Origin of the sequence: Sphingobium sp. (genome assembly GCF_032153725.1) — a bacterium.
Taxonomy (GTDB): domain Bacteria; phylum Pseudomonadota; class Alphaproteobacteria; order Sphingomonadales; family Sphingomonadaceae; genus Sphingobium.
The window spans coordinates 9,535-24,751 of the sequence record NZ_JALDYQ010000002.1; the positions used below are offsets into that span (position 1 = coordinate 9,535).

A 15,217-nucleotide genomic window follows, 5' to 3' on the forward strand; every position below is an offset into this window, starting at 1 on the left:
TTGTTTCAATCCCGTTTTGTCGGCAATCGCGCTTCGGTCTACTATGTGCCACTATCACCACAGGCCGGCTGGTCCGCGCTGCCGCATTGACGCTCCCACAGATCTTCATTGCCCGCGCCGGTCACCGGTTCGTCGATCAGCGGCGGATAGCCCTGCGCCACGATATCGCGCAACTCGATCAGCGACAGGGTGAAGATGCGCCCAACCGATACCGAAGGATCAAGCAGCGCGTTCCATGTATCCCGGCTGTCCAGACCGGAACTGAGGCAAGCGCCGGGATTGCCGATCAGGCAGCCATTGACCTTCGATCCGAGAGTGTAAGAGCCATTGATCGCGACCAGCGGAATTGTCTCCAGCCCCGTGATGAAACCGCCGGTCGGCCGGGCCAGTTGCCCATTGATGGCGATCTGCGGCGCGGCGCCTTGCGTGGCGATCATCAGGTCATTGGCGGTGAAGCCGCGCCGCTCGAAAATGCTGGCGGAAACCCCGCTGTTCTGGACGAAAAAGGCTTGCGTCGCATTCACCCGGATGGTCCCGGCCCGCAAGATGCCGGCGTCGTTCACCAGTCCGTCATTCTGGGCCAGACGCAGTTCCCGGGCATTGAGCGTGCCTGCCGCAGCGACATCGGCGATTGCAGACAGGGTCGCGGCGATGACATTCGGGCTGCTGAGCGTCAAAACGCCGCCCAACCCGCCATTGCCGTCGCTGATGTCGATCAGACCGGAACCCGCGATGACTTCCAGCGCCTGTCCCGCCGACAGGGCCAGTCCACCCTGTCCGGAGCGTCCCGTCAGCCGCAGCGTGCCCTGAACCCGCAGCCGACCGCTCGTGCCGATCGTCAACGCGCCGACGCCCGGCAGATTGGCCGTGCCGATCGTCAGGTCCTGCAAGACGATATCCGGCGTCCCCGCGACGCCGCGAGCCGGGGCATCGATCGCGATATTCGCGGCGGCCGCCCGCGCCAAATCAGCGGCGGACAGGCTGTACGCGCCCGCGACATCATTGCCGCCGATATAAGCCGGCTGTTGCGTGTTCACCGAATGGAAGGTGATGCCGTTCGTCCCGCCCAGGCTGCCGATCAACGCCGTGCTGCCAATGGCTATATCGCCCGACCCGATAATGATCGTCCCGGCGCTGACCACGCCCGAAAGGCTGAGCAGGCCGCCCGCGTTCAGCAGGATGCCGCCCGTCTGCGAAGTCACACTGCCAAAATCGGCGCTTCCTGCGGCGGTGGCCGTCAGCGATCCCGCCGCATCGAGCGTCGTCGCGACGATCGTGCCGCCGTTCAGCGTCATCGTTCCCGCAGAGCCCGCATTGGCGACCGAGAGTGCTCCCCCCGCATTCAGCACCAGCGCTCCTGTCGAGGCAATGGCCTGCGCGATGGTCATGGCGCCGGTCGCACCCAGGCTGACGGTCCCGCCATTCGCCGTGATCGCGCCCGTCGATGCGATGTCGCCTACCGTCAGGCTGCCGGTGCCCGCGTCCAACAGGCTCTGGCCGCCCGCCGCCAGGGTCGACGCGGTGATGCCCAGCCCCGACAGCGTCAGACTGCCGCCCGCGAAAGCATTGCCGATCGTCAGCCCACCGGCGCTGGCGGTCATGATGATCGCCCCGAACGCGGACGCATCGGTCACCGCCAGATCGGACGCGGATCGCAGCAGCATGTCTCCGCTGCGTGCCGTCAGGCCATTGCTGGCGATCATGCCCGCATCGATGTCGATAGAGCCCGCCGCCACGGTTCCGGGGAGTTGCGCAAAACCCGCGGCTCCGGGCGCGCGCACCTGCAACAGCCCGGTGATATCGGCATTGCCCAGCAGCAGGCTGGAATTGACGATCAGGTCGCCGCTCATCAGCGCATTGCCGATCCGGACCGTGCCGCTGGTGGCGGTCAGTTGCTGCGTATCGGCGGCCAATGTGCCGATATCGATGCTGGCGGCGGAGAGCGTACCGCTGCCCGCGCCGATGTCCAGGCGGCCGGAGACGGCAAAGTCGCCGCCGATGGCGATTCCGCCCATTCCCAAAGCATTGCCGCTGGCATCGGCCTGATCCAGCAGGCCGCCGGAAGCAAGATCGCCGAGCAGGATATTGCCTGCTCCACCCAGGCCGATGGCCGCCACCCCGCCTGCCCGCACCGTTGCGCCGGCGCCGTTCAGACTGCTCTGCGCGAACAACCGCACGTCGCCGCCCGCATTCAGCGCGCTGCCGCTTGCCAGATTGATATTGCCGCCGGCACTCAGGATCGTCAGCCCGTTGATGGCCCTCAGCGCACCCGCCGAAAGCAGGCTCACGTCGCCGGGCGCCGTGAACAGGATGCTGTCGGCGGACAGGCTGTCGCTGCCCGTGGGCCGCCCGCCATGGCTGAGGTCGATGCGCGTGGAGGACGTGGCGGTCAACGATCCGGCCACTGCCATGCCGCCCGTTCCTGCAAAAGCGAAGGAGATCGGTCCGGTGCTGCTGAAGTCAGCCGCGCCGCCGATTTGCACGACATTGGCCGCTGCTCCCGCGGAAATGCCGGAAAAGCCCACGACTGGCGCACCCAAGCTGGCCAGCGCGATGGAGCCGTTGACGCGTAGGCCGCCATCGATCGCCGTGCTGCTGTCGGAAAACTGCACGCTGCCTGCCGCATCGCCGCTGGCACTCATGAAGAGCGCGTCGATCAGCCGCTGCGCGCCGGGCAGCAGGGTGCCACCATCGCCATTGCCGAAAGTCGCAGTGCCGCCGCTGCCGAAGCCGGTAGCGCCTCCCGCCGAAGCGCCGCCGGGTCCACTGCCGCCGATCCCGCCCAGACCCCCAGCGCCATCTGCCAGCAGGCTGATGCCGCCCAGCGCATAGTCGCCATTGCTGGCGTTGAACGTCGCGACACCGCCCGTGCCGTCGCCGCCGCGACCGCCCGATCCGCCGCTCAGTCCCGCATTGGTCCCCGCGCTGCCGTCAGCGCCTGTACCCCCCTGACCGACAGCGGAGATGGTATAGCCCGGCGCCTTGGGCAAAGCGCTGCTGAAGACCATGCGCGCATCGCTGATCCGCAAGGTCGCGGACCCCGCCGCAGCATTGCCACCCGCGCCGCCATTGCCGCCGACCGGTCCGGCCGTGCCGACGGTTCCGTCGCCGCCCGTCGCATCGCCGCTGACCCGTAACGCAACGCCCGTGGTCGCGCTGGCGCCCGCGCTGACATCGAACAATGCAGCGCCGCCCACTGCGCTGCCGCCGTCGGCACCCGCCAGGCCCGCGCCGCTACGCAGGCCGCCTTGACCGCCAGCGCCACCCAGGGCTTCTGCCAGCACGCCGATATCCCCCGCGTCCAGCGTGGTCGACGATCCTGAGAGGTTGAAGGTGGCAATCCCGCCAAAGGCATCGCCGCCACGCCCGCCGCTATTGTCATAGCCCGTGCCGCCGGTGCCGCCCAGACCGGCAGCCGTCACGCGCAACGCGCCGCTCACCGTCGTCGCGCCGAAGGCCAGATTGAGCGTCGCTGTGCCACCCGTTCCCACGCCACCCGCGCTACCGGTTCCGCCGCTGCCGCCCATGCTACCCGTGCCATCGGCACTGATGGTCAGGCTCGCGAAAAGAGGATCGACATCGACCTGCATCGTGGCGCTGCCGCCCACGCCCCGGCCGCCGGCACCACCATTGCCGATGCCATAATCGTAAATCGGGTTATTGTTGATGTCGAAGCCGATGATGAAGCGATTGCTGCCCGCCTGGCCACCCTGTCCGTCAGCCTTGACGATGACGTCGCCGATCGCATGGCCTTCGTTCAGATAGGAAAAGCGCGCCGTGCCGCCCGTGCCGTCGCCCGCCGCGCCCCCGGGTCCGTCGCTGCCATTGTCGCCGCCGGACCCGCCAATGCCTTCGGCCGAGATCAGCAATGAAGGCGCGGTCAACTGGCCACCAGCCAGCGTCACATCCACCGTGCCGCCAGCGCCGCCTCCGCCCGCACCGGCGAGATAATATCCGGGGCCGTCCGAACCTGTCTCCCCCCCGATGCCGCCCTTGCCAAGCGCGCGGATGATCGCGCTGCTGTCTATCACGACCTGCCCGCTGCTGGCGGCAGTCATCAACAACCCGGCATTGCCGCCCGTGCCCAGGCCGCCAGCGGCGCCGTCAGCCTGGAAAACCGACGCGCCCAGTCCGCCGACGCCGCTGGCATCGACAGTCAGCGTCGTCAATCGCAGCATGCCGCCCTGGGATTCCAGCAGAGCCGCGCCGCCCCGTCCCGATCCCGCCAGCGCGGCCACGGACTGCGGATCGTTCGCGCCATCCGCTTCGCCGCCGGTGCCCTGCGCGCCCAGCGCCAGCGTCCCGATGGTTGCCGTTCCGCCGGAAATCAGGAAATGGGTCGACCCGCCCTGCCCACTGCCTGCCTGAAACGATGTCGTGCCCCCGCCTTCGCAGGTCGGGCAATTTTCCGCCGCCGCGCCGCCAAGGCCGGATGCCTGCGCATCCACCAGATCAGCGGTCAGTCCGCCGCCCTGAATTGTGACGTCGACCGTGCCACCGGTGCCGCTACCGGCATCGCCACCATTGTAGAAGACGCCGTCGATCGAAGGAACCGAACTGCCCTCCGCCGAGAGAAAGAGATTGCCAAAGGTGAGCGCGCCGCTGCCCGCAGCGCCCGTGCGGCTTTCCACCGTGACAATGCCGCCCAGACCATCGCCGCCACGGCCCGCTACTCCATCGGATGCCGCGCCGCCCCCGCTGCCGTCAGCATGCAGCGCCAGCTCGCCCAGAACGGAAAAATCGGCATCGCTGGCATAGAGCAGGATCGACCCGCCAGTGCCGTTCGAGCCGTTGACACCCGCCGCGCCATTGCCATCCGCCGACACGCGGCACTGCAAGCGAAGGCAATCGGTCAGCGAGAAATTGCCCCGCTGCCCGCCCGATGCGCTGGCGAACAGCGTCACGCTGCCGCCGAAGCCGTTGCCGGCGACATCCGGCGCGTCGCCCGCCGAGCCGCTGGCATGAGCAAAAAGACCCGCCGCGCTAAAGCTGCCGCCCGCCGCGCCGATGCTGATCGTCCCGCCAAAGGCATCCGGCGTTCCGGGCGTGAGGAAGGTCGATCCCGGATAGGCCGGATAGCCGGACGCGTCCGCGCTCGCGAACAGGTCTTGGGCGATGGAGAAGCTGCCGCCGTCATGCGCGGCGATGTTGATCCGTCCGCCGCGCAGAGTCCCGCCCGAAGCGCCGCCGCCGCCATAGCTCCTCGCATCGGCGTAGAGCGAAACGGAATTGAGGATATCGAGCTTGCCGGTGCCGCTGATGTCGATATCGATGCCGGTCGCGCCGGGGATAGCCGCGCCATGGCCGCCGCCCTCAGTCGCATAGCCGGGAGCGGCGCTGACGTCGGCAAAGAAGCTCTGCCATTGATGCGTGCCGCTGGAAACGATGACGCTGATATTGCCGCCGGTCGCGCTGCCTGCCGTGCCTGTGCTTGCCACGCCGCCGGTGGCCTGAGCGCTGGCGCTGACCGTGCCCAGGTCAAGCCCACCCCCGATCGCAACCCCCGATGTGCCCGTCAGCGCAATGCTGCCGCCGACGGCATTGCCGCCGTCGATCGGCGGCAACGAAACCTGAAAGGCGCTGCCCGCCGACGCATCGAGTGAAGTGCTGCCAAAACGCAAGACGCCGCCTTCCGTCCCGCTGGGTCCGGCGGCCGTCAGCGCCGACAGGGTGATGGCGCCGCCAGCAGCATTGCCGGACCGGTCACTGCCATAGCCTGCATAGCCCACGGCATTGGCGGCAAGAGTCGCCGCCTCGATCGTGCCGCCCGTGGCGATCAGGTTGATCGTGCCGCCATTCGCATCCGCGCCGATCAGCGGCGGAACGCTGGCGAATCCCGAATCATAGCCGCTGGCGTTCAGCGTCAGATTGCCGGTGACGCTGATTTGTCCGTTGGTCGCCACGGCGCCGCTGCCGCCAAAGGTCAAAAGGTCGATCCGGCCGCCGGTCGTTCCCATCCCCGCGTTCAGGGCCATGTCCCTGTCGACGGTGATCGCCGCCAGCTGGTCGGCCCGCAGCGTGATGCTCCGTTCGGCGGAGAACGCCGCATTGCCAAGGAAATGCGCGGTCGCAGCGGGCCGGATCACGATGTCGCCGGTTGCTGCTCCAGTCAGATCATTCTGCCAGTCACCCGTTCCGATGCTGAAACCGGCGTCCGCTGTAGCGGTGCCGTTGCGCGTCGTGACCCGGTCCCCTCCGGCGACATCATAGCCCGCCGACAGCACGATGGCGCTGCCGTCCGGGGTCGCGGCGGCGGCGGGCGCATAGCCGACATTGCCCGACAACAACATGGTCAGCGCATTGTTCTTCGGCACCGCGACCATATAGACGCGTTGCGGATCGCCGGTGCCGGCAGAAGCCGGACCGCTGGTCGTGCCGCTGTGCACCACGCCATTGGCATCGGTCGTGCCGGCGGTGATCGTTATGTCGAACAGGCCGCTGTTGATCGTGATATCGGCCGCTTCCGCTCCCACATAGGCGGTCGAGCCATCGACGTTCACCGTCCCCGCCTGCACCACGCGCGGCGCCACCAGCGCGACATAGCTGCCCGCCGCCAGCGCGTTGATCTGCGCGCCGGCCTGAACATCTACCGCCGCGGTGCTGCCCGCCACGCCGCGGAAGCGGATCTCGCCATTGGCGCCGTAAAGGCTGCCGCCATTGGGACCGCTCAGATCGATATCATTGCTGGTGAGCACCAGCGATCCGACGTTGAAGATGCTGGTCGGTCCGGCGATGATCCCACCTGGCGCATAGAACCATATCTTCCCGCCCGTGCTGCCGAAAAGGTCGGACTGCACCGTGCCGTTGAGCGCAACGATGCGCGACACCGGCAGGCCGCTGCCGTCCACCGGCAGAATGCGGTTCAGCACCGTATAGTCGCTCAGCGGCGCGCTGGTATTGACGGTGAACTGCGCGGTGCGCCCCGATGGCAGGAAGTCGATGGTGCCCGTGCCGCTGGTGTCGCTGGGCGTCCAGTTGATGACCGTTTCCGAACCATCGACCGCAATCGTGTCCGTCGTGCCTCGCGTGATCGTGGCTGATCCGAACACCACCGAAGGATTGCCCTGAAAGGCCGTCTGCGCGGCGGCAGGCATGCTCCAGCCGAGCGCGATCACGCTGGCGCAGCCACCCAGCAGGGTCAGCGTCGAACGGGTGCGGGACTTGTCCATCATTATCGCCTCCACGGCACGAGCTGCGTGGTGATAGAGAAGAGCAGCCGCGTGCCGCCCCGTTCGGTCTGGAAACCGGCCTTGCGCAGCGGCGTCGCCAGCGTCAGGTCGAGTCGGGCATGATTGTCCCACGCCGCGCGCAGGCCGCCGCCCGCCGAATACAGCTGCGGATCAAGTCCCGTGAAATTGGCGCTCTGGTGCCACATCCAGGCAGCGTCGAAAAAGACGAAGGGCTGGAAAGCGAAATCGCCCGGACCGCGCGGCGCGATCCGGCCGTAGCGCAATTCCGCCGCGATGCCGACCCCGCTGTCGCCGGTCAACACGCCCGGATCATAGCCGCGACCGACCGTGTAATTGCCCGCGCTCATCTGCTCATAGGATAGCAGCACGTCCGGGCTATATTGCGCCCTTGGCGACAGGGCGAAGGTCACATTCGGGGTCGGCCGATATTCCGCCTGCACACTCGCCCGCAGGACGAAGGCGGAAGGATCGCCGTCCAGCTGGCTGATCGGCGTTGCGGGATAGGCGCAATTGGCGAACGCGGCGCCGCAGGCCCGGCTCGCGCCCAGGCCGTCCATGCCCAAACGCGCTTCCACCATGCCGCCGATCCGCCATTTGGGCTCGATCCCCGAATAGCCGATGGTGCTGACGATGCTGTCCGGATCGATCAGCTCGCCCTCCAGCCGCAGGAACAGCACACGCAGCCGGTCGCGCGACAGCGGCACTTTGGGCATGCCGGTGCCGAAGCGCAGATCCTGATTGATGATATCCAGCCCGCCCGTTGCCAGCAATGTATGCACCTGCCGTCGCGCGAGCGGCCAGGCGAGCGCCGCCGTCGCGATCATCGTTTCCGATGACAGCGGCACCCCCGCGATCCCCGGCTTGCTCCACGCATAGGTCAGGTCGCCCGACAACCGTAGCCCATCACTGCCCAGCGCCATGCTGTGCCCGGCCTGAAGCACCGTCTGTTCGCTGGGCTGCGCCGTATTGAAGATGCTGAACACCGTGCTGTCGCCCATGCCGGTCATGTCGTTGAACCGCACCCTCGCCAGCCCGCCGAAACGCCCGACCGCATTGCTGCCGAGATTCTGGACGTTGACGTCCAGCTCGACCCGCTGGCGCGTCACCTGCACCTCGCCCACCACTTCGCCGGGCGCCGTCCCCGCCGGACGCAGCGCCAGCCGGACATCATAACCCGGCAGGTCGCGCGCCAGCAGCAGATGCCGTTCCGCATCGCGCACGTTGAAGACCGGTTGGCCCTTCAGCGCTTCCATATGGGCCGCGATCAGTCTCTCGCTGCTGCCCGCATTGCCGCGCACCTCAATGGCGACCAGCCGGGCCATGAAGATGTCGAAGCGGACCGTTCCGCCCTTTTCGATCCTCTGCGGCGGCACTTGCACCGCGGCCAGATAGCCCATCTGGCGCAGCGCGGTCGCTGCCCGGTCGCGCACTTCGCAAAGACTGGCGATCGGCACGTCGCGCCCCGCGAAATCGCGCCAGCTGTCCTCCAGCACGGCCGGATCGACGCCGCGCAGCCCTTCGAACCGCACATCGGCAAAATTCACCTTCACATCGGCATAGCGGGGATCGGCGAGCGGACAGGGCGCCCGTTCGATCCCGCCGACCACTGTGAGACGACTTCCTTGAGCCGCGGCATCGCCAGTCAGTTGGCCGCGCGTCACTTCCTCGCGAGTCGGTGCGCGCGGCGCGACCTGCCCCGCGGCCGCCACAGGCACCAGCATCGCCAGCGCCAAAGCTGATCGCCCGACAGCGGAAGCCCGCACTTGCCCCTTCTTTCTCATTGACGTCCCCAAACCGCCAGACGGCCTTCCCTTGACCGCCTACTCCCTGACCTTACGGCATGCGGACCTTTTTGACCCGTCACCCCCGCCCCGCGACTCGCAGCCGGTTAACAGCGCGTTACCGCCGCGACAATCAATTCCGTGCCGATCCGTCCGTCAGCGCCGCCGTTTCCACCAGCAGGTCGAGTTGCGCCGAGCATTGATGGGCCATAAGAGCTGAAGCCATGCCATCCAGTCCCGGCGGCGCCGCCCCCAGCAACGCGAAGCGGACATCGGCAGCATGCCCGCCATCACTCAGGCGATAGGCCGCCCCCTCCCGTACCGGCGCTGCGACAGGCCAGGTTGCGACCGATTCGCCTGCCGCGAAATTCGCCGTCGCATTGACGCCGCCGCCGCTGATCCTGATCGTCGCGGGCCTTGCCGCATCGGCGCGCCAAAGCCGCACGGCTGCCGGATCAGCAACGCAGAGCGTGCCGGATTGCGCCACATCCACCATCCAGAGATTGGGTCGATGCGGCGGTGCAGCGGGCGCTTCGCCCACGCCGCCGCGCACCGCCCCGGTCCGCGCGCGGCGCACCCGCTTGGTATCGAGCAGGGCAGAGAGCATCACGCTGTTGGCCGGCGCAGCACTGACGGAAGCGGCAACGCTGAAATGCCCCGGCCCACGCAGCGTGCGGGTGCCCTTGGCATCCAGCAAGGTCACGACATCGCCTGCCTTCAGCACCAGCGATCCGCCCTCGACCAGCTTGCTCCCCGGTTTGTAGGCCGTGGCGGAAGGTCCGGTCGCTCGCACCACCATCGTCTCGGCCCCGGCCTGCGCGCTCATGCCCGCAACGACCCATCCGGCCAGCGCGCAACGCGCGGCAAGCTTACCCCAGACCATAGGTTCCTCCTTCCCCGATATACTCATAACGATATAATAGATTGGCGATCGCCGCATCATCCGGATGATGGTTAATCATCCCTTTGAGACGTTTCAGCGCCTGTCCCCGTGCCGCAGCATCTTCGCTATCGAAGACGGCCAGAATTTCGGCCAGCGCCGCCCCGTCTTCCACCGGGAAATCGGGCGCAGGTTCGAACAGATCGACCGGCGTCGACCGCCCGCGCAGCCGCACCCGTCCCATCGGCCGCCACCAGTCCAGTCCGGACAGCAACATCGCCTCGCGGCTCGCCAGCACGCTCGTCTCCAGCGCCTTGTTCGCGGCCTCCAGCCGGGACGCGGTGTTCATGCTGTCGCCCAGCGCGGTATATTGGATGCGCCCTTCACCCCCGAAATTGCCGACGATCGCCTCGCCATGGTGCAGCCCCACGCGTGTCCGTCCGATGGGCGGCACGCCGGGCGGCAGATCGCGGCGAAACGCCTCCCCTGCCTGCCACATGGCATAGGCGGCCAGCGCCGCCTTCTGCCCGTCATCGGGCCGCGCGATCGGCGCGCCCCAAAAGGCCACCACCGCATCGCCCACGAATTTATCGATCGTTCCGCCATGCGCCAGCACGACATCGCTCAGCATGTCGAGATAGCGGTTCAGCAATTGCGCGACCATTTCCGGCGCGATGGCGTGGCTCAGCTTGGTGAAGCCCTCCAGGTCGGTGAACAGCGTGAAGATTGGCCGCTTTTCACCATGGAGCGCCAGTTTTTCCGGCTCCGCCAATATCTGCGCGGCGATGTCGCGCGGCAGATATTTCCCCAGCGCAGCCTGCGCGAAACGCCGTTGCTGCGAAGTCACCGCCCTCGCCGCCACGCCGATGGCGGTGAAGGCCAGCACCCAGCCCAGCACCCAGCCGACGGCAGGCAGACCCTTCGTATCCCAGCCCCGCGCCTGCAACCAGAGCGGCAAACCGGCAATCGCCCCGGCCTGCACCGTCAGCGCGGGGACCAGCGTGAACCAGCGCAATTCCGCCAGGCTGGTAAGCCCCGCCGCGCCGACGACCAGCAGGGCTGCCAGCCAGCGCCATGCCTCCGGCACGGGGGGCAGACGCGCCCCGTCCAGCAATTGCGCCAGCATCGTCGCATGCACTTCCAGCCCGATCATGGTCGACCGCGCCTGCCTTCCCGAAAGCGGCGTTTCGAACTGGTCGATGTCGACGATGTCGCCACCGATCAGCACATGCCGCCCATGTACCATCGACGCCAGCGCGGGCGCCATAGCGGGATCGGCCAGCGTGTCGATCTGAAGGCTGGGGATCACCGGCTCCTCGGACCCGTCGGGCTGCTTCAGCGGCAGGCGGAAGCGGATCGCCCCGCCATAGTCCGCAAAGGACGGCGAAGGCTGCATCGCCAGCGTCAGCAACGGCGGCTGGCCAGAGGTCGGCATTGGCCAGCTGCGCGCGACATTGTCGGCATCGGTTTCCAGCCGGATGCTTGCCGGGCGCACCCGATCCGTCCGCGCCTGCACGATGAACCGGTCCAGATATTGCTGCTGCTCGAAGATGATCTGTTCCTGATTGTCGCCCAGATTGGCGTAACCCAGCCAGACCGGCGTCTTCATGCCATGCAGCGTCGCCAGCAGTTCGGCATCCTCGTCCTGCGGCTGATCGAACAATATATCGATGCCGATCGATTGCGCGCCCATCGCATCGATATTGCGCAACGCCCGCGCCAGCAGGCCGCGATCCAGCGGGGATCGCTTGCGCGTGGCAATCAGTGTCTGATCATCATAGACCACCATCAATATGCGCGGGTCCTGTCCCACGCGCGGGGCGAAAGTCGCGGCCCGCCAGTCATAAAGCCCACGCTCCGCATCGGCGGTCGGGATTTCCCGCGTCATGCGGTCCAACGGCCGGTTCCAGTCCCATCCCGCCAGAAACAGCGCAAGCAGCAGCAGCAGCCCGGTCGCCGCCAGCCGCCAGCGCCCGGCATCCCGCACCAATCGCGCGCCGCGGCGCAGCAGGCCCCGCCTTGGCATGGCGATCAGCGGCGGGTGATCAGCGGACGCGCGCCATCACCGATGATGGCGAAGCCGGACCAGTAGAAGGGATGCGAGGTTTCGGCATCATCCATCAGCTTGATCTGCGCCTCGCGCAGCGCTTCCGCCACGGGCTGGTCCGTGCCCGCCGCGAACAGGCCGCTCATCAGTCTTTCTGTTGCGTGATAATCCTCCGGCGCTGGCCAGTGGCTGGCAATGACCGCCCTGCTGCCCGCGCCGATAAAGGCGCGCACCAGACCGTCCAGCGCGCCGCCGCCGCCCGAAAGCCCCGCCGCCCGCGTCGTTTCGACACCGGCTGCGCCTGCGGTGTCGCAGGCCGACAGCACGACCAGATCGGCATTCAGCCGCAAATCGAAAATCTCGCTGAACTGCAACAATCCGTCCGACATCCGATCCGGCGCGAAGCTGGTCAGCAGGGCGGGTCGGGCCGGGCATCCCGGATGCGGCGGCGTCACCAGCCCATGGGTCGCGAAATGAAGGATGCGGAAGCTGTCCAGGTCACGCCGCGTCATCACCGCTTCATCGGTAAAGGCCGCGCCGGTTATCAGTTCGCTGCCCTGTCCGCCAATGGCCTGCGCCGCCTCCCGCAATTCTGTCGCGGGGATCGGCCGGTTCCATTGCATGGGCGACCAGCCGCAATCGTCCGTCGCCCCATTCGGCAAGGCACTGCGGGTGGAGGCGGCGAGCGTCGGCCCGGCAAGCGGCGCATTGTCGCCGAAGCCGATATAGCTCTGGGCCGCGCTGGACGGCACCGCTGCGCGGGCATCGCGGAAGGCGCGGGCCGATAGCGCCGTGCTCACCGCATGGTCACGGCCCAACCAGTCGATGCCGCGGAAATCGAACTCATCGCCGCCCTGCGCGACCCGCGCTTCATAGGCGTCAACGCCCGCCTGCCCCGCGATCAGCAGATTGACCGGCAGTTGCAGCATTGCTCCATCCGGCTCGAAGATCAGATGCCGGACAGCCGCCAGCCGCTGCTCCACCGGCCCGAACAGATCGAGATAAAGGCTTCGCGCCACCGGCACGTCCAGCGCATAGGTGGTCTGCGCGCCGTTCAACTCGATTGAGATCGTCTCGCGCAACGCCGCTACCTTGTGCGCGACGTCGCTCGCACCCGCCGCCAACCGGTAGCCTGTCGCGCCCGCGCCGTCGATCCACAGCGCGTAGAGCGCATCTCCCAGCTGCGCCAGCTTGTAATAGCCCTCGCCGGGTTTCAGCGTCGCCTGCATTTCGGCCAGCGTCAGCACCTGCGGACTGACCGCCCGATATTGCGGATAGGCCGCCAGCGCCGCCAGCGTATTGGCCTGATCGGCGGCAAGCCGGTCGATTTCCGCCTGTGCCTGCGCGACGTCGGGCAGCAGCGCCGCATTTCCTTCCGCCGCCTGCCGCAACTGCGCCAGAGTGATCCGCCCGCGCTCGATATCGCGCGACAGGGAGACGGACTGACGGAACAGCCGCGACGCTTCGCCATTGCCGGCGGACAATTCACGGCTCAGTTGCTCCAGCGTGTCGGCGGCGCCGGGCCGCACCAGCATCTGCGATGCCGTGAACAGATCGGCGGTCAACTCCGGACGGTTGGGAATTTCCCGCGCAAGCAAGGTGAAATAAGGCTGAAGCTGGTTCGCCATGCCCGTCAGCGTCGCGCGATTGCCCATGGTGGACGCCATGATGCCGCGATAGATTTTCAACGCATCCTCATTGCGCCCGCGCCGAACGAGGAAGGCACCCAGCCGCGCGCGCGCGCCGTTCAGGGCCACCGTCTCGGGATATTGCGCGGCCAGCAGGGCCAGGGCCTGGTTGAGTTGGCTTTCCGCCTGCCCGAAATCCCCCTGCGCCTCATGGGTCAGCGCGATCTCGCCCAGCAATTGCGCGCGCAGGCGGGTGATCGACGTCACCCGTCCGTCGCGGATCGCGACCGCATTCGCCAGCGCCCTGGCCAGCACCTCGCGCGCCGGTCCCGGCTGGCCCGACAGCCGCAATATCGTGCCGCGCAACTGCTGCGCCTGCGCGTCAATGATCGCCGCCCGCTCAACCGGGGTCAGCGCCGTATCCTGCCGCACGCCCAATGCGCGGGCCTGCGATGCTCCGCTGCTCATTTCGGCAGCGACCTCCGCTGGCAAGGCGACGGCGCCGTCGCTCTCGGTCACGCCTCCGTTGCCGCCCGTCAGGGGGCGATCCAATATCGCCAGCGCGCCGCTCAGATCCTGCCGGTTGATATGGTGCATCGCCTCGAAATTGCGGCGCAGGCGGACCTGCACTGCATCGGCGGTCGCAATCGCGCGCGCCTGGGCAAAGGCAGCATCGGCCTGGTCGAACAGCCCCAGATTGGACAGTTGCAGGCCGCGATTGACCAGATATTCATGCGCCCGGTTCGCCCGCTCCGCCGGAGTCAGCCTGTCGGCGTCGGGATCACGCGCCAGCCGGTCCGTCAGGCTGTCGAAAAATTCGGCCGCTTCGGCATAATTGCCCGACGCGTTGCGCCGATAGCCCTCGGCCAGCACGGTTTGCGGGTCCAGCGTGGCAGCCTGCAAGCGCGCGAACCCCGCCTCGCCAGCACCGACCGTCGCTATGTCCACCTTGCCCGGCACCGTCCGTCCGAGGATGACCGATCGCAGGCCGAGGTCGAGCGCGCTGGCATAGGCCGCATAGCCCTGCGCAACATAGATGGTCTTGCCCCGCGCAACGGTCAGGATGCGATAGGTTCCGACCGTGCCGGTGCAATTGCGCATGAGCGCCGCGCCGATATCCGGCAGCGTGATCCCACCCGGCAGGCCGCATTCCACCGCTGTCTTGCGGGAGGCCGTCAGCCGTTCAAGCAAGGCCGCTTCCTGATCACCAGCACTACGCCGCAACGCATAAAGCTGTCCCACCGGCCGTGCCGCATCCCGGCACACCAGGGTCCAGGCCCGATCGAACATGGTGCGCGCCGCCGGATCGCCGGTCGCGCTCTGTGCCTGGCACAGGGCGCCGCCTTCGCTGCCGATGCGGAAACTGTCCTGGAGCAGCGGACGGTCCCCGCCCCGCTGCGCGTGCCCCGCAACGGACAGACTCAAGACGCCCAGGCCGGCAAGGCGGCAAATCATTTTCCCTAAAGCGCTCAAAGGCTTATCCCCCATGCCTTGCCGGATATGTCCGTGCAAAGCTCCCCTTAGCATGATGGGCGCCCTCATAACGCCGCCTGAGGGCGCGCTGCAAGGCGAAAGGCACGCGATTGAACGGCGCAGTGCCTTCCCCCGCCCAGGCAAGGAAGGGACAGTCGCCTACGATCGGCGTGACGGTTCGCAAGGACTTCTAAACTCGGGATGCCGGAAGCAAGACT

The 15,217-nt window shown here is 67.5% G+C and carries 5 protein-coding genes; all 5 read right to left on the reverse strand.

Features of this window, described 5'->3' with window-relative positions:
- Positions 1-41: 41 nt before the first annotated feature.
- Positions 42-7,172: a histidine kinase gene (locus tag RUH75_RS01055; RefSeq protein WP_313801302.1), complete on the reverse strand. Its 7,131-nt coding sequence runs from the start codon at positions 7,170-7,172 to the stop codon at positions 42-44.
- Entirely contained in the window at positions 7,172-8,971 is a 1,800-nt protein-coding gene (locus tag RUH75_RS01060) for a ShlB/FhaC/HecB family hemolysin secretion/activation protein (protein WP_313801304.1), read from the reverse strand. Before RUH75_RS01060 ends, RUH75_RS01055 begins: the two co-directional genes overlap by 1 nt.
- 133 nt (positions 8,972-9,104) lie before the next feature.
- Positions 9,105-9,854 (reverse strand): hypothetical protein, encoded by a 750-nt coding sequence (locus RUH75_RS01065; RefSeq protein WP_313801306.1) that lies wholly within the window; start codon positions 9,852-9,854, stop codon positions 9,105-9,107.
- Entirely contained in the window at positions 9,841-11,877 is a 2,037-nt protein-coding gene (locus RUH75_RS01070; RefSeq protein WP_313801308.1) for an adenylate/guanylate cyclase domain-containing protein, read from the reverse strand. The genes RUH75_RS01065 and RUH75_RS01070 overlap by 14 nt, the downstream gene beginning before the upstream one ends.
- Positions 11,878-11,882: 5 nt before the next feature.
- Positions 11,883-14,951, reverse strand: a complete 3,069-nt coding sequence (locus RUH75_RS01075; RefSeq protein WP_313801310.1) for a CHAT domain-containing protein — start codon at positions 14,949-14,951, stop codon at positions 11,883-11,885.
- Between the last annotated feature and the right edge of the window lie 266 nt (positions 14,952-15,217).